The 15,488-nt window shown below is 66.1% G+C and carries 14 protein-coding genes; 8 read left to right on the top strand and 6 right to left on the bottom strand.

Going from position 1 to position 15,488, the window contains the following annotated elements:
- Window positions 1-80: 80 nt before the first annotated feature.
- From MH112_RS14140 to MH112_RS14120, 5 genes are all read left to right on the top strand, one after another.
- Window positions 81-1,559, top strand: a complete 1,479-nt coding sequence (locus MH112_RS14140; protein ID WP_296568946.1) for a hypothetical protein — start codon at window positions 81-83, stop codon at window positions 1,557-1,559.
- A 105-nt stretch (window positions 1,560-1,664) separates the two neighbouring features.
- Window positions 1,665-2,447 carry an enoyl-CoA hydratase-related protein gene (locus MH112_RS14135; RefSeq protein ID WP_296568943.1) on the top strand — a complete coding sequence of 261 codons (783 nt, stop codon included), beginning with the start codon at window positions 1,665-1,667 and terminating at the stop codon, window positions 2,445-2,447.
- Between the two features lie 61 nt (window positions 2,448-2,508).
- Entirely contained in the window at window positions 2,509-4,167 is a 1,659-nt protein-coding gene (locus MH112_RS14130; protein ID WP_296568940.1) for a choline dehydrogenase, read from the top strand.
- Window positions 4,168-4,194: 27 nt separating this feature from the next.
- Complete coding sequence (locus tag MH112_RS14125; RefSeq protein WP_296568938.1) at window positions 4,195-5,145, top strand: aldo/keto reductase; 951 nt, start codon at window positions 4,195-4,197, stop codon at window positions 5,143-5,145.
- Window positions 5,146-5,158: 13 nt separating this feature from the next.
- Window positions 5,159-5,914, top strand: coding sequence for a sulfite exporter TauE/SafE family protein (locus tag MH112_RS14120; protein ID WP_296568935.1), 756 nt, complete (start codon window positions 5,159-5,161; stop codon window positions 5,912-5,914).
- 10 nt (window positions 5,915-5,924) lie between these two features.
- Here MH112_RS14120 and MH112_RS14115 read toward each other — a convergent pair whose 3' ends face one another.
- On the bottom strand, window positions 5,925-6,470 hold the full coding sequence (locus tag MH112_RS14115) for a PAS domain-containing protein (protein WP_296568933.1): 546 nt from the start codon (window positions 6,468-6,470) through the stop codon (window positions 5,925-5,927).
- Between the two features lie 176 nt (window positions 6,471-6,646).
- Here MH112_RS14115 and MH112_RS14110 point away from each other — a divergent pair, with 176 nt between their 5' ends.
- Window positions 6,647-7,564, top strand: coding sequence for a hypothetical protein (locus MH112_RS14110; protein ID WP_296568928.1), 918 nt, complete (start codon window positions 6,647-6,649; stop codon window positions 7,562-7,564).
- A 52-nt stretch (window positions 7,565-7,616) separates the two neighbouring features.
- Here the strand turns inward: MH112_RS14110 and MH112_RS14105 are convergent, their stop codons facing one another.
- From MH112_RS14105 to hfaA, 4 genes are all read right to left on the bottom strand, one after another.
- Window positions 7,617-10,499, bottom strand: coding sequence for an insulinase family protein (locus MH112_RS14105; protein ID WP_296568925.1), 2,883 nt, complete (start codon window positions 10,497-10,499; stop codon window positions 7,617-7,619).
- A 144-nt stretch (window positions 10,500-10,643) separates the two neighbouring features.
- Entirely contained in the window at window positions 10,644-11,882 is a 1,239-nt protein-coding gene (hfaD, locus tag MH112_RS14100; RefSeq protein WP_296568920.1) for a holdfast anchor protein HfaD, read from the bottom strand.
- Window positions 11,812-12,798, bottom strand: coding sequence for a holdfast anchoring protein HfaB (gene hfaB / locus MH112_RS14095; RefSeq protein ID WP_296569151.1), 987 nt, complete (start codon window positions 12,796-12,798; stop codon window positions 11,812-11,814). The genes hfaD and hfaB overlap by 71 nt, the downstream gene beginning before the upstream one ends.
- Before the next feature lie 7 nt (window positions 12,799-12,805).
- Window positions 12,806-13,288, bottom strand: a complete 483-nt coding sequence (hfaA, locus tag MH112_RS14090) for a holdfast anchoring protein HfaA (protein ID WP_296568917.1) — start codon at window positions 13,286-13,288, stop codon at window positions 12,806-12,808.
- Window positions 13,289-13,391: 103 nt separating this feature from the next.
- On the opposite strand from hfaA, the gene MH112_RS14085 reads away from it, so the two are divergent.
- On the top strand, window positions 13,392-14,096 hold the full coding sequence (locus tag MH112_RS14085) for a rhomboid family intramembrane serine protease (protein WP_296568914.1): 705 nt from the start codon (window positions 13,392-13,394) through the stop codon (window positions 14,094-14,096).
- A gap of 63 nt (window positions 14,097-14,159) precedes the next feature.
- Entirely contained in the window at window positions 14,160-14,588 is a 429-nt protein-coding gene (locus MH112_RS14080) for a CBS domain-containing protein (RefSeq protein WP_296568911.1), read from the top strand.
- Between the two features lie 87 nt (window positions 14,589-14,675).
- On the opposite strand, the gene MH112_RS14075 is transcribed toward MH112_RS14080, so the two are convergent.
- Complete coding sequence (locus tag MH112_RS14075; protein ID WP_296568908.1) at window positions 14,676-15,116, bottom strand: Rrf2 family transcriptional regulator; 441 nt, start codon at window positions 15,114-15,116, stop codon at window positions 14,676-14,678.
- Between the last annotated feature and the right edge of the window lie 372 nt (window positions 15,117-15,488).

Genomic DNA, 15,488 nt, shown 5'->3' with positions numbered 1-15,488 from the left:
AACGCAATGCAATTGCTTTGCCTCACGCCTAGGCTGAGCCCTTGTAACGGGCCATGAGCGGCCTGTCGGTGAGGACGCCCATGCTGCGAAACTTGGTCCTTGGCCTCGTCCTGGTGGCAGGCCTCTGTCAAATCGCTGTGGCTGCCGAAGCCCAGGACAGTCCAGCTCCCAGCGCTGTGGCGCTGACCCGCCACAGCGGACTCTTTAACGGCCAGCCCCTCACCTATGAGGCCAGAGTCGAGGCCTGGAGGGCTATGCCGGCGCCCGCTGAGGCATCGGCGACCTCCATGCCTGGCCGAGAAGGCCAGATCGTCACCACCAGTTATGTCAGGACCGATGCGCCCGCTGGACCGCGCCCGGTGATCTTCCTGTTCAATGGCGGCCCAGGCGCTTCCACGACGCCCCTGCATTTCGGCGCCTTCGGACCCAAGCGGCGGGTGGGCGAGGGGGCAAACCAGCAGATGGTCGACAATCCCCACAGCCTGCTCGATGTCGCCGATCTGGTGTTCATTGATCCTGTTGGAACCGGCTACAGCCGGCCTGCAAGCCCGGACGCTGGCCAGGCCTTCTGGAGCCCGACGGGGGACGCTCTTTCGGTGAAGGGCGTGATCGCCGACTGGCTGGGTTTCCACGGCCGGCAGGCCTCGCCGCGCTATGTCCTCGGACAGAGCTATGGCACGACCCGGGCGGCCCTGATCGCCCACCATGGGTCGGCATTAAAGCTGGATGGGGTCTTGCTGTTTGCCCTGGTGGCGCGGCCGCCGGGGCTGGAGATGCCCTATGTGACCACCCTGCCGAGCTTTGCCGCCAGCGCCTGGAGCCATGGCCGTATTCCCCGCCAGGGTCGCACCGCCGGCCAGGTCTATGAGGCCGCCGTCGAGTTTGCCCGCACCGACTATGTGAGCGCCCTGATCGCCGGGGCGAGCCTTCCACCCCATGCGCGGCGGGATGTGGCCGAGGCCATGTCGGACCTGATCGGCCTGCCAGTGGACCTGATCCTGGAAAAGGACCTGCGGCTGAGCCGCGCCGACTTTTACCTCAACCTGCTTAGGGACCAGGGCCTGCGGACCGGCCAGTTGGACGCCCGCGCCACCCGCGCCCTGGATGCGCCAGCCCAGAGGCCGCCCTATGACGATCCCGGCCTGAATTACATCCCCCCAAGGCCTGCGGAGGCCCTCACCGGGGCCTTGCCAGTGGCGGCGGGCCTGAGCGCGGTGGAGTCTTACTTCAAGTCGCACCTGGCCTTTGAGACGGCTGAGACCTACGAGTCCCTCAATCTCGAGGTCAACGCAGCCTGGAAATGGGGTGAGGGCGAAGACCAGGCCCCTCAGCGCCTGGCCGAGGCCATGGCCGCCGATCCCAAATTGCGGGTGTTCTGGGCCGCGGGGCTGTTTGACCTCAGCACGCCAGCCTATGCCGGTCGTTACATGCTCGATCAGGCCGGCGTGCCCGCCGACCGGCTGACATCTGTTCTGTTCGAGAGCGGTCACTCGGTGTTTGTCGATCCCGACGGCCTCAGCGCGCTGGGCGCTGCGGTGCGCGACTTCGTACGTCCTTAAGCGCTCTGGGCCCGCGAATGGCTTGACGGACGCAGGGGCGCCCTAGGGAAAGTCTTGAAAAGGTCGACAGGCAAGGTCGGCCCGGCAGGACGATGGGAGAACGCCATGGCCTATGACTTCATCACGGTAGAACGGGACGGCCCGGTGACGGTGGTCACCCTCAACCGGCCGGAGGTGATGAACGCCCTGCATTCGCCGGCCCATCATGAGTTGCACGCAGCCTTTGACGCCTTCGCCGCCGACCCCGAGCAGTGGGTGGCCATCGTTACCGGGGCGGGTGAGCGGGCGTTCTCCGCCGGCAATGACCTGAAGCACCAGGCCGGCGGCGGCGGCATGGGTCTGCCCGCCTCCGGCTTTGCCGGTCTCACCGAACGGTTCGACCTGACCAAGCCGCTGATTGCCGCCGTCAACGGGGTGGCCATGGGCGGGGGCTTCGAGATTGCCCTGGCCTGCGACCTGATCATCGCCGCCGAGAGCGCCACCTTCGCCCTGCCCGAGCCCCGGGTAGGCTTGGCCGCCCTGGCGGGTGGCCTGCACCGTTTGCCCCGGCAGATCGGAGAAAAGCGTGCCATGGGCATGATCCTCACGGGCCGCCGGGTGAGCGCCGCCGAGGGCCGCGATCTGGGCTTCGTCAATGAGGTAGTTCCAGCCGCTGACCTCATGGCGGCGGCCCGGCGCTGGGCGGCGCAGATCTGCGAGCTATCGCCTATGTCGATCCGGGCCTCCAAGGAGGCGGTCAATCTCGGCCTGGACGCGGCCACGCTACAGGCGGCCATGGGTGCCCAGATGCGCTATCCGGCGATTTCCGCCATGCTGCGGTCCGAGGACTTCAAGGAGGGGCCGATGGCCTTCGCCCAGAAGCGACCGCCGCAGTGGAAGGGCCGCTAGGCCCTCTCATTCAAGATCGGGCGAAGGCCCACACAAGACGCGTTCAGGGGAGGGCGGTCATATGGACCGATACGACTACATCATCATCGGCGCGGGCTCGGCAGGGTGCGTCCTGGCCAATCGGCTTACCGAGAACCCGGCCACCAAGGTGCTGCTGCTGGAGGCCGGGGGCCGCGACAACTCTCTAATGGTCAAGATGCCGGCTGGCGTCGGGGGCCTGATCGGCAAGGAGGGACCCTATAACTGGGGCTTCTGGACTGAGGCCGAGCCGAACCTGAACGATCGCAAGCTCTGGTGGCCCCGGGGCCGTGGCTGGGGCGGGTCGTCCTCCATCAACGGCATGATCTACATCCGTGGCCATGCCCGGGACTATGACCAGTGGCGCCAGATGGGCCTGGCGGGCTGGTCCTATGCTGAGGTGCTGCCCTATTTCAAGCGCTCCGAGGCCCTTGAGGGCGGCGGCGACGCCTGGCACGGGGGCGATGGCCCACTAAAGGTGTCCAAGGCTTCCTCTCCCAACCCGATCTATGCTGCAACCATCGAGGCCGGCCGTCAGGCGGGCCATAAGATCACGAAGGACTTCAATGGCTTCCAACAGGAAGGTTGGGGCCCCTATCAGCTCACCATTCATGATGGCCAGCGCTGGAGCGCCGCCCGGGGCTATCTGCACCCGGCCTTGAAGCGGCCCAACCTGACCTGCCTGACCGGGGCGAGAACCACACGGATCGTCATCGAAAACGGCCGCGCGGTCGGCGTGGAGTATGTGGACGACAAGACCAAGGCCAAGACCATCGTCCACGCCAATGCCGAGGTTCTGCTGTGTGCCGGCGCGGTCCAGTCGCCGCAGATCCTGCAGCTGTCGGGCATCGGCGATTCCGAGGAGCTGTCGGCCCACGGCATCCCTACGGTGCATGAGCTGAAGGGGGTCGGTGCCAATCTGCAGGACCATCTGGACGTGACCCTGTCCTGGGAGTGCCCCCAGCCGATCACCGCCTATTCCATGCGAAAGGGCCTGATCAAGACCCTGGGGGTGGGCATGAACTATGTGTTCTTCAACAAGGGTCCTGGCCGCCAGCAGTTCCTGGAGTCCGGTGCCTTCCTGCGCTCGCGCCCCGACCTTGATCGTCCCGACCTGCAGATCCACTGCGTCCTGGCCATCATGCAGGACCACGGCAAGGTGGCGGTGGCCAAGGATGGCTTCACCTTCCACGTCTGCCAGCTGCGTCCAGAGAGCCGGGGACGAGTGGGTCTGCGCTCAGCTGATCCCATGGATCATCCGGCCATCTTCGCCAACTATCTGGCCACCGAGGAAGACCGGCGGGCGATCCGGGAAGGCGTCAAGATGATGCGCGACGTGGCCCGTCAGGCGGCGCTCGACCCCTATCGTGGTCCAGAGTTCTCGCCTGGGGAGGGTGTGCAGTCCGACGAGGAGATCGACGCCTGGATCCGGCGCACCGCCGAGACGATCTATCACCCGGTGGGCACCTGCAAGATGGGCGCGGACGGGGACCCCATGGCTGTGGTCGATGCCGAGCTGAGGGTTCGGGGCCTGAGCGGTCTGCGGGTCATCGACGCCTCGGTCATGCCAACCCTGGTGGGGGGCAACACTAATGCGCCCACCATCATGATTGCCGAGAAGGCTTCGGATATGATCCTGGGACGGGCGGCCCTCCCGGCTGACGAGGCGCCGGTCTATGCCGACGGCCAACAGGCCGCCTGATTCACCTGATCGAGAAGGAGCCTGCTCATGGAACTGCGCAGACTGGGACGTTCGGACCTGAAGATTGCCCCGCTGATGCTGGGCACAAATGTCTTTGGCTGGACGGCCGATGAGAAGACCTCCTTCTCGATCCTCGATGCCTTTGTGGACGCTGGCTTCAACGCCGTGGACACCGCCGATGTCTATTCCCGCTGGTCGCCGGCCGGAGCAGGGGCGTCGGAGACGGTGATCGGCAACTGGCTCGCCCAGGGCGGCAGGCGCGACAAGATTGTCCTGGCCACCAAGGTCGGGATGGAGATGGGCGAGGGGATGAAGGGGCTGTCGGCGGCCTATATCGAAACGGCCGTCGAGGCGTCGCTAAAGCGGCTGAAAACCGACCATATCGACCTTTATCAGTCCCATCGGGACGATGCCGACACTCCCCTGGCTGAGACCGCCGAGGCCTATGGTCGCCTGGTCAAGGCCGGCAAGGTGCGGGTGGTCGGGTCCTCCAACTTCACCGCTGAACGCCTGAAGTCAGCGGTCGAGACCGCGCAGACCCTGGGCGCGCCCCGCTATCAAAGCGAGCAGCCGCTCTACAATCTCTATGACCGGGCCGGTTTTGAGGGCGCACTGCAACAGCTCTGTATTGAGGAGCAGATCGGCGTGATCCCGTTTTACGGCCTGGCCAGCGGCTTCCTGACGGGCAAGTACCGTTCGGAGGACGATCTCGCCAAGAGCCCCCGGGGACGGGGTGCCAAGAAGTACATGGACGCCCGCGGCATGCGCATCCTCACCGCCCTGGACGAGGTGTCTGCAGGTCATGGCGCGACGCCGGCTCAGGTCGCCCTGGCCTGGGTCATGGCCCAGCCGGGGCTCACAGCCCCCATTGCCAGCGCCACGAGCGTGGCCCAACTGCAGGAGCTGATGGGCGCGGCAGACCTCAAACTCAGCGCTGACGACCTTGCGGCGCTGGGAACGGCGAGCGCTCCGGAGTGACCGGCCCGACCGGATGCTGACCGATCCGGTCTTCTATGTCCTGGCCATTCCAGCTGTGATCCTGCTGGGACTGGCCAAGGGCGGATTTGCCGGGGTCGGGGCCATTTCCCTGCCGCTGCTGGCCTTGGCCATCTCGCCGGTCCAGGCTGCCGCCATCCTTTTGCCCGTCCTGATCCTGCAGGATGTGGTGGGCGTGTGGGCCTTCCGGCGGAGCTGGGACCGGGGGATCTTGCTGCTGATGATCCCTTCAGCGGCGCTGGGCATCGGGCTCGGCTATCTATTGGCCGCCGAGGTTTCGGCCACCATAGTCCTGGCGGTCCTGGGTGCCATCAGCATCGTGTTCGCCCTTCATCGTCTCTGGCTGGCCAGGGGCGGCGGGGTTCAGGCCCCGAAGGATGCACCCTTGGCCCTGGGGATTGCGCTGGGTGCGGCGTCGGGCTTCACCAGCCAGATTGCCCATGCCGGCCAGCCGCCATTTCAGATGTGGGTGCTGCCCAAGAACCTGCCGCCTCTGGTGCTGGTGGGCACCACGGCGATCTTCTTTGCGGTGATCAACTGGATCAAGGTTCCGGCCTATTGGGCCCTGGGCCAGTTCACCCGGGAGAATCTTCTGACGGCTGCAGCCCTGGCCCCGCTGGCGATAGTTTCGACCCTGGCGGGGGTCTGGCTGGTGCGTCGCATCAAGGCCGAGCGGTTCTATACCGTCATCTATGTCCTGATGATCCTGGTGGGTGCCCAGCTCCTATGGAAGGCCTTGGTTACGGGGTGACTCCGTGGGATCAGGCGATCCTGCGGCCGTCGATAGCGGCCAGGCGCAGGCGGGGGGCCGCCTCATAGGTGCCGCCGCCCTTGCGGATGTCTTCCAGGGTAAAGCTGAGCACCGGCTTGTCCCTAAGCCGGGCCACCATGGCCAGGGGCTGATAGAGGCCCAGGAAACGGTCTGGCCCACTTTCTGGACCGGCCAGGGGGGCAAACATCATTTCCATGCCGATGGCCACGCCCTCGGCCTGGGCCTGGGCCGTGACAACGATCGGTTCAGGCCGACGCCGGGCCATTTCCAGAGCCGATTGCAGGTCCATCCTGTCCTTGGCCCCAAACAGGGAGAGCGCGTTTTGCTGGCGCAGGTCGCGCTGGTGCAGTTCGCTGACCAGCCCACCGGCCAGGCGGATGGGATAGATGCCTGAGCACACCCGGCCAAGCATGACCACCTGGGGCAGAAGGTCGGCAAAATCCGCGGGACTGATGGAGGTGCGCGGCGGCGGCGCGCCCGGACGGGCCCGGCTATGCCAATAGTCTATCAACCGTTCCGTGTTTGGATGGCTCATCGACATCGCTGCGCGGCTCCCATTGCAGTCGAGATTGACCGCATGGGGCTTGCAGAGAATTTCGGGCCAGGCCGTCCCTGTCTCCATCCGGGACAGCGGGGCCGCAGATCCGCCGAGATGGGGGACTTGCGGCCTGAAAATTGCAGGGCTCGCGGGTTAGAGACTTGGAGGCCGCCATGGCGCCGCAAAAGACCCTGCTTGGCCTGACTCTCGGGCTTGGGCTGTTCCTCCTGGCCGGGGCTGCGCCGGAGCGTGCCGAAGCCGGAGGTGGGGGCAGCGGCTGCTGCACACCGCCGCCGCCGCCCGTCCACTGCTGCGAGCCTCCGCCGCCGCCCTGTTGCAATCCGCCCCCGCCGCCTCCGCCGCCGCCGTCCTACAAGCCGCCAGGCCATGGCGTGCGTATTCCCGGCGTCAATGTGGTCGTCGCCCCCACGGTCGTGGTCAATGCCAGCGCCAGCGCGACCGTCAATGCCTCAGCCAGGGCTGGCGGTGGCGGCATTGCGGGCGGGTCTGGCGGCGGTACGGCCGTCTATTATGGCGGCGGCGGCGGTGGCGGCGGCTATTCGCCCCCGGTGGCCACCGGCGTGATCCAGGGTCTGAATGTGGAAGGGGTGCGCCGGATGAAGCGGGTCGCCTATCAGGCCACCCGGTCAGCGACCCGCCGGGTGGTGATCCAGGCTGTCTGTATCGATGACCGGCAGAACCCGCACCCCGCGGCCCAGATTTTCCCAGAGCGCGATGTCCGCGATATCTACAGCGGCGAACTCTATCGCTGCGTCGCTGGCGCACGCCTGCAGTTGACCATCGCCGAGTTCAACGGCCAGGTGGACTTCTCCGGCGGCCAGACCCTGGTCTGCGCCAAGGGTGAGGCCCTGTTCCATGCGCCGGGCGGCCAGGTGGCCTGCCGGCCTCAGGCACCGGCTCGGGACTGCCATGAGCGCTCGCTGCTGCGCCGTTTCGGGGCCGGTGTGAAGATCCTGACCATGGTCACCACAGAAACCTACACCGCCTATCGTGAGGAGGAGGACTATTCAGAGTCCACGTCCTCCGTGGCGTTCAGCCTCGACGGCGGCGTCGGCGGGACCGTCTACTAACGCGGCCCCAAATGGGACTGCCCCACAGGCCTGGGCTGACTTCGGATGGGGGCTATTCCTCAGGCAGGACTTCGAGCCTCCAGGCGGCCTCGGGTCGCAGAATGCGTTGGGCGGCCCGCTGGACATCCTGCGCTGAGACTCGTTCCGTACCGGGGATTGAGGCGCGGATCGCCTCTAGGCGCCGGGGATCAGCCTGTCCGCCCGCGAGCTCCCGCAGCCAGTAGTCGTTGGTGACCTGGGCACGGGCGATGCGCTCGACCCGGGGCGAGCGGGCGCGGGACAATTCATCCTGATCGACCTGTTGATTGCGCAGATCAGCGGCGATCATGTCCACGTCGGCAAAGAAGGCCGTCAGCCCACCCGGCGGGATTTCGACACTGGCCGACATATAACCCCAGCCGGTCCAGACATAGGCGTGGCTGTAGTTCACCGAGGGCGAATAGGTAGCGCCCTGGCTTTCTCGCAACTCCTCCACCAGCCGCAGCCTCAGGATCTCCCCGAGAATAGCGGCTTCCCGGGCGGCCTGCGGATCAGCGAAGAAGTCGGTGCTGGGCCAGGCCACATAGCCGATCGACTGGTCATCGCGGCCGGTATGGGTGCGGCGCAGAGCTGCCGCTGTTGGCGCGGGAAACCGGACGCCAGTGGTCACCGGGGGAACGGTCTCTGGGCGAGCTGGCAAGGCACCCAGGGTCTGGGCGACAATGTCGATGGCCTTCTCCACCGTTGTGTCGCCGACGATCACCACCTCGATCTGTCCGTCAGTGAGCGGGCCGCTCAGTTGCGTCTTCAGATCATCCAGCTTGGCCTCGGCGATCTCGGTCTTGGTGGGGAAGGTCCAGCGGCGGTCGCCCGAGCGCAGCAGGCCCGAGAGATCTCGGGCCAGGACGCCGCCGGCTGTGGCTTCGTACTGGTCATGAATAGTGGCCCCTGCGGCCTTGATCCGGGCAAAGGGCTCGGCCCGCCAGGCCGGATCGGTCAGATAGGCGCTCAGGACCTGCATCTGCACGTCCAGGTCTTCGGGCCGGGTGGCACCTGATAAGGTGAAGGCCTCATCGCTGACGCGCAGCCGAACCCCATAGACCCGGGAGGCCAGGACCCGCTCCATATCTTCGGCGGTGATCTTGCCGAGCCCCCCTTCCGCGAAGGCCTGTGTGGCCCAGGTCAAGGTCTGCACATCCGAAGGGAGGCTTTGCAGGCCATGGCCCACATTGACGGCAACCAGGATCTCATCGTCCTGAAACTTGGTCGGCTTGATGGTCAGGCGGACGCCGTTCTCAAACCGGACAAAGACCGTGTCGAGATCGGTGACCTCTTTCGTTTCCGCCACCTTGCCCACCGGCCCAAAGCTCAGATACGGCCATTCCAACTGGCTCAGGGCAGCTGGCGGCTCGACGAGACGGACCCTGGCCGCCTCATAAGCCGCCAGGACGGCTGCCTCACCGCCATCCACCGGCGTGGGGTTGGCCAGGAAGATTAATGGCCCCTGGCCCTCAAACGCCTGCGTCAGGGCCTCGCTAACGGTCGCGGCCTCCAGTCCCTGCACGGCGGCCTCAAACTGGGCCAGGTCCTGGGCCGGACTGGTGACCACCCGGTCCTGCGCCGTGGCACCGAGGATCTGCTGGGCCAGGGTTGCGGGCCGGCGGGTGGCGGCGCCGGCGACGCTGGCCTCCAGCCGGGCACGATACTCGACGATCTCGCGTTCAAGCTCGTCCTGGCGGACGCCAAACAGCATCATCCTGCGCTGTTCGGCCTCGATGGCGCTCAGGGCCTCTTGCCACCTTCCTTCCTGGGCGTTGGCCAGGATGCTGGTGGTTTCGGCGGCGCCGAACTCGTCGTTCACAAAGGCGCCGGCCCCCAGAAAGGGGGGATCAGCGGCCCGGGACAGGGCCGACAGCCGCCGGTTCAAGACTGAAAACCCCAGCTGCTCGATCACCTCAGTCCGTCGACGGACCAGGGTGTCGACACCCCGGTCCGGCGCTCGGACCCAGGCCATCTGCAGGGCGGCCTGCACCCCGGGCTCTACGGCGACCCTGGCCTCCAGGCCCCGGGGCTGTACGGCCCCCAGATCGGGGTCTTCCCCTGATGCCCCAGGGGGCGACCAGCTGCCGAACGCCGCCACGATCTGCGTTTCCATGGCGTCGATGTCAAAATCCCCTGCGGCCACCAGCAGGGTCCGCTCAGGCCGGTAATAGGCCTCATAGAAATCGCGCAGGCGCTGGGCCGGCGCAGTCCGCAGAATCTCAACCTCGCCAATGGGATAGCGCGTGTTGAGGCGCTGGCCCTTCAGCAGGAAGGCAAGGCGGTTCTTGTAGATGCGATAGGGCGGCGTATCCCGGGCCCGTTCCTCCGACAGGATGATCCCGCGCTCACGGTCCACGGCGTCCTGCGCGATAAGCAGGTTCATCGCCGTTTCGCGGAGCAGCATGAGGCTGGTGGACACGGTCTCGGCGTCGGTGCGGGGCAGGTCGAGCTTGTAGATGGTCTCGTCAAACCCGGTGGAGGCGTTGGTGTCGGCCCCAAAAGCCAGCCCCAGCCGCTCCAGGATCTTGATCATCTCCCCTTCCGGGACGGCCTTGGAGCCATTGAAGGCCATGTGCTCAAGGAAGTGCGCCAGGCCCAGCTGGTCATCGGCCTCCATCAGCGAGCCGGCATCGATCCGCAGCCGCAGGGCCCCCTGGCCTTCTGGAATGGTCTGGCGGCGGATCGCGTAGCGCATGCCGTTGGGCAAGGTGCCAAAGCGCACGTCTGGATCGGGGGCGATGTCGGCGAGGGCCTGGGGCCATTGGCCGGGGGCGAGCTCTGTAGCCGTGCCTGCCTGTGGCGTCACCTCGGTAGAGGACGGTGTCGCCTGGACACTCAGACTGGCCGCGCCCACAGGGCTGGCCAGGGCGAGGGCCGCAATAAGCGCAAGCATCGCCCGCAGGGAACTGATCATTGAGCCGTCCGAAGGTCACCAGAACAGCGGGCACCATCGCCGCCGGTTGGGGCGAGGGCAAGGCGCTAACGGGGCGAAGATCCGGCGAGGGGCTTGGGCTGTGGGCAGACCAGAAGAGAAGGGGGCTCTTAAGCCGAACCCGAGTTAGTGCGCGCCGGGACGGCTCACGAAATAGGTCGCCGTATTGCCCACGGCATTGGACACCCCTGTGGCCGATCGGGCGTGGCCCGTCACGGTGACCGAAGAATGGGCGCTGATGTCGGTGCTGTTGACTTGCTGGCTGGTGGCCACGAGACGTCCATCACAGTCGTTGCAGACAAAGCCCGTGGCCGCGTTTCCCATGGCCGTCGCATGGGCCGAGGCGTCATAGCCCTCAGCGCCTGTGAAGTCGGCGATGACCTCAACCCCGCCGCTGTCATTAAGCTGAACGGCGTCGATGATGGTTTCCGAGCCAAGATTGCCGGCTAGGAAAGAATTGCCGACCCCGAAGGCGATGGAGGCGGCCGACCCAAACTGGAAAGCTGAGCCCACGCTTTGGGCCCTCAGATAGGCCTCATTGGTCTGGCGGCTGGTCACGTCCAGCAGCCCGCCTTCATTGTGCAGATTGATAGAGCCGCCAGTGGCCGTGGCGCTGGTGGTGGCGAGATAGGCCGAGCCGTGGGCGGTAAACTGGCTGGCCTGGACCATGGCCGGCGCATTGGTCTGACCGATGATGTAGCGCTGGGCGGCCCCGTCGATGCTGGAGCTGGTGACGTTGGCCCCTGTGGCCGCGCCGGCAAAGGTCGCCGCCCCATCCACATGACCCACTGTCCCGCCGCCGTCGGCGACCACATCGGCGGTATTGGTCTGGTTTACCCGCGCACCCACCACGCTATGGCTGACGCCGAAGCCCTGGTTCATGCCGATGGCCTGGGTTGAGGCGGTGATGTCCCCGGCCTCCGCCTGGGGGGCCTCCACATGGCTGTGGCTGTAGATTCGGTTCGGTCCGGTCCGCTGGGTGTAAACCCCGGTCAGGGTGCCGTTATAGATATTGGACTCGCTGGTGACGCCGGTGGCGGTGGTGCTCAGGGCTGCGACAGCGCCGGCGTTAACGGCGGCGTCCAGGCGGGTGTCGGCGGTGACATTGGCCTGCAGATTCTGATTGGCGCGCACATCCAGGGTCACCCCTTCGCCAGATCCATCAAAGGCGGCACCGGTGGCCGTGGCAACCGAGGTGGTGGTGTCGCTCACCGACACGACATTGAGGGTCTGACCGGCGAAGATGTCGCTGGTCTGGACCTGGTCGCTGACGATGACGCTGTCGAGGGTCTGACTAGTAGCGGCCGCGGACGTTAGGATCGCGGTGGACGTTCCAACGGCTAGGATCTTGGCGAGTCTGCGCATTGTTGGTCCCCAGATTGTTATAGGCCGGGACGTAAGCGCCCGTGATCCCCACAGTGCTCCCGCCCAGGGGGTCGGACGACAGGCAGGCCTGAGGACCGGGCATGCCGTAGAGGTTGGCGCTCATCTCGATCACCGCCCGTTCCACCAGCGAGCGGACGGCCAGCTGCATGGGCTCCAGGGCTCCGGTGCCGGCTGAAATGTCGAACACATTGCCGCCCAGGAAGTCGAACAGGCCGACACCGACCTCCCGACCAATCACCTGCTTCTGGTAGGAGATCACGTCGACCACTTCGAGGGTGCGGGTGTTGATCAGCCGCAGGTCCAGGCCGATGTTCATGATGAACAGGCGGCCGCGGATGTTGCCCTTCAGGTCCTGTGGGTCAGGATCGCCGCCCCCCACATCGAACCCCGAAGAACGAATGTTGAAGTTCAGCTCCGTCAGGCCGCCGGCCACATAGAAGTCCGAGCCGGGCACCTGGCCCGACAGGATGCGGCGGTACTCCGCGGGCATGTTCGGGGCGGCGTTGGGCTGGTCAGAGATCAGCTTGTTGTTGGCGTATTTCAGCTCAAGCTCGGAGACCGAGGTATCGAAACGCTCCACCAGCGGCATGCCGGCCTTGGCGAAGGCTGACATGGCCATCAGCGATGCGCCCTGGGTGATCTTGCGGCCGCTACCGTCCGACTCCGTCTTGCCGGTATAGTCGGCGATACGACCCACGGCGATCCGCGGGGCGGTCAGATTGGCGTTGCGGGCATAGCCGGCCAGGCAGACCAGGGCGGTGGAATAGGGGGTCGGATTGGCGGTCACGGGCGCGCCGCCGATCGGGCGGCTATAGTTGCCGCCAGGGCCAGCCACCGGCGTGGCGCAGGCCGACAAGGTCAGGGCCAGGGCGCTGACCGCGCCGGTCAATCGCATGGCGGGTTTAATTTGCATCGCCGACCCCGCCGGAATTCAGTTTCGTTCCGGCCGAGACGGTCCCGGTGTTCACCTGGTGCGAATTGACGATGACCGTGTTGTAGTTGCCCTGGGTCACCACCACGAGGTTGTTGCCTATGGCGCTGGCCCCGCCAGCGCTTGCGCCGACCCCGGCGAACACATCGGCCGATCCGCTTGAGCGGGCGAAGCTCGACTGGTCCTCGCCGGTCAGGATCAGGCCGTCGACAATGATCCGATTGCCGTTAGCGTCGCGGGTAGAAACCTCGACCGGACGGTTCTCGCTGCCGGCATAGCGGCCCCACCCGGCGTTGAAATCCGCCGAGTTGGTGGACATGTGCTGGGCATGCGCTGTGCTGACGCACAGGGCACCTGAGAGGATCGCGGCAAGCCAGCCGACGGGCTGGGCGAGGTTGACGAGGGCCATGGGCTTGGCGAACTCCGGAGACAGGGCGCGGGGTTCATTAAGCAAACCGCGTGCCAAACTTGGACACCGGCGCATCTAGGGGGCCTAACCCTCGCAAATTCGTTAAGGCTGAGTCTGATTTGGCGTAAACGCCGCAGGAGATTGATGATTGTCCGAGCCCCGAGAGCCAATCTTCAAGGCCCCCTGGCCTGCCATGATGATGTTGGGCGCCATACTGGGGGCTTATGCCCTGCAGGTTTTCGTCCTCGGAGACGAGGCCTATCGGCGGTTTGGATTTTCGCCTGCGGGCTATGAAGCCGGCGCCCATTTTGGGTTGGTCAGCGCGCTCTTTATACACGGCGGCTTTGTGCACGCGGCCATGAACGCGGCCGGCGCCTTGGCCTTTGGCAGTCCTGTCGCCCGACTGTTTGGTCTGCGGACGTCCGGGGCGCTGGTGTTTCTCGGCTATTATCTGACCTGCGGGGCCCTGGCCAATCTGGCCTTTGCCTGGGTGCATCCCGGTGAGGCGATCGTGCTTGTGGGGGCATCAGGGGCGGTGTTTGGCCTGATCGGGGCGGCGACGCGCCTTCTGGCCGGGGGCGGCCAACTGGCCGGGCTGTTGGATCGTCGCGTCCTGTTCATGAGCGCCGCCTGGATCGGTCTGAACCTGCTGATCGCCGTCCTCGGCTTTGCCCCAGGGATGGATGGGGCGGTGGCGTGGGAGGCCCATATTGCGGGCTATCTGGCGGGGCTGCTGTTGGTGGGCCCCGCGGCCGGATTGGCCAGGCGACTGTCACCGCCCGCGCCGGCCCCCGGGCCGTGGGCTGAGCCGCCGGAGCCGCGCCATCCTCCCCCGAACGATCCGACCATGTGAGTGATTGCCAGAACCGCCGTTATGCGACAGGCTCCCTCCAGGGGATGAGGGAGAAAACGACCTATGCTGGTGTCCCAGATCCTGAAGACCAAGGGCGACCTCGTCTTCACAGTCACGCCCCATGACTCGGTGAGTTCAGTATCAGCCCTGCTGCACGCCCGTCGGGTGGGGGCCCTGGTCGTCCTGGACGGCGGCCGGGTGGTAGGCATTGTCTCTGAGCGCGACGTGGTGCGCATTGTCGCCGAGCAGGGGGCGTCGGCCCTGGACCGGCCGATCTCCGGTTGCATGACCAGCGATGTCCTGTTCGCCACGCCGGGGGAGACGGTAGATGCCCTGCTGGAACGGATGACCGATCGCCGGGTACGGCACCTGCCGGTCTGCCAGGACGACAAGCTCCTGGGGATCGTCTCCATCGGCGACCTGGTAAAGTACAAGATCTCCGAGGTGGTGGCCGAGGCCGACGGCCTCAAGGCCTATATCGCGGCAGGCTGATCCGTTTCGGTGCTGGTGTTGGCGGGGAAGGGGGGTGCCTTTGCTCCCTGACCGAAAACATCAACCTCAATGTCGCGGGATCAGGGCCTAGGTGGCGATGCGAAACACTTCGCCGCCGGAGCCCGTTGCGGCATCGGCGAGGCTGTAGGCCTCCAGCACCGCGGCGGTGGCGTCCCGGGCGCGGAGCAGGGCTTCGCGCAGGGTGCAGGTCGCCAGGTCTGTACAGTCATCACACTTGCGGAAGGCGGTGCGGCTAACGCAGGGGGCCAGGGCGAGCGGCCCTTCCATTACCCGTATGACCTCGGCGAAGGCGATGTCGCCGGCGGGCTTGGCCAGGGTGTAGCCGCCAAACTTGCCTCGCCGGCTAACCACCAGCCGATGACGGGACAATTCCAGCAGGATGGCTTCAAGGAACTTCCGGGGGGCGTCGGCGCGGGAGGCCAGCTCTCCAGCGGTCAGCTGGGTGCCTTCCACCCGTGCCAGCTCCACAAGGGCGCGCAGGGCGTATCTCGTCTTCTGCGACAACATCGCGGCCGGCGCCTCCTCGTGCGCCCCCCTCTTAGGGAGATTGCCGGGGGGTGAGCAAGCCGGTGCAACGGGACGGTGATCCGTTGACTCCTGCGGGCGCGGGCCCTAAATCGGCGGCCCTGGACGTGACGCCGGGCAGAAACAGTTGGTGGCCGAAAGGCTATTGACCTTTTCTTCATTGCTCGCTAGCTTCCGGTCCTTCAATCGAATCGCTTCGGACACTTGAGGGTAGCCTCACGGCGGCCAGAAGTGTTTTTTGCGCCAAATTTCGGCCGGCAAATGCCTCCGAAAAGTAACGCAGGAAAGTCTGAAAGGATCGATTGACACTCATGGGGGTGGCGACTAGATACGCCGCTCCTCGCCGCTGACGGA

The organism is Phenylobacterium sp., from assembly GCF_022402485.1.
Classification (GTDB): domain Bacteria; phylum Pseudomonadota; class Alphaproteobacteria; order Caulobacterales; family Caulobacteraceae; genus Phenylobacterium.
Note: the sequence above shows the minus strand (reverse complement) of the source record. Positions and strands in the feature narration are given on the sequence as shown.

Coding starts and splice junctions, on each gene's coding strand:
- MH112_RS14140 (WP_296568946.1), top strand. CDS start 81: ATGCTGCGAAACTTGGTCCTTGGCCTCGTCCTGGTGGCAGGCCTCTGT.
- MH112_RS14135 (WP_296568943.1), top strand. CDS start 1,665: ATGGCCTATGACTTCATCACGGTAGAACGGGACGGCCCGGTGACGGTG.
- MH112_RS14130 (WP_296568940.1), top strand. CDS start 2,509: ATGGACCGATACGACTACATCATCATCGGCGCGGGCTCGGCAGGGTGC.
- MH112_RS14125 (WP_296568938.1), top strand. CDS start 4,195: ATGGAACTGCGCAGACTGGGACGTTCGGACCTGAAGATTGCCCCGCTG.
- MH112_RS14120 (WP_296568935.1), top strand. CDS start 5,159: ATGCTGACCGATCCGGTCTTCTATGTCCTGGCCATTCCAGCTGTGATC.
- MH112_RS14115 (WP_296568933.1), bottom strand. CDS start 6,470: ATGAGCCATCCAAACACGGAACGGTTGATAGACTATTGGCATAGCCGG.
- MH112_RS14110 (WP_296568928.1), top strand. CDS start 6,647: ATGGCGCCGCAAAAGACCCTGCTTGGCCTGACTCTCGGGCTTGGGCTG.
- MH112_RS14105 (WP_296568925.1), bottom strand. CDS start 10,499: ATGATCAGTTCCCTGCGGGCGATGCTTGCGCTTATTGCGGCCCTCGCC.
- hfaD (WP_296568920.1), bottom strand. CDS start 11,882: ATGCGCAGACTCGCCAAGATCCTAGCCGTTGGAACGTCCACCGCGATC.
- hfaB (WP_296569151.1), bottom strand. CDS start 12,798: ATGCGATTGACCGGCGCGGTCAGCGCCCTGGCCCTGACCTTGTCGGCC.
- MH112_RS14080 (WP_296568911.1), top strand. CDS start 14,160: ATGCTGGTGTCCCAGATCCTGAAGACCAAGGGCGACCTCGTCTTCACA.
- MH112_RS14075 (WP_296568908.1), bottom strand. CDS start 15,116: ATGTTGTCGCAGAAGACGAGATACGCCCTGCGCGCCCTTGTGGAGCTG.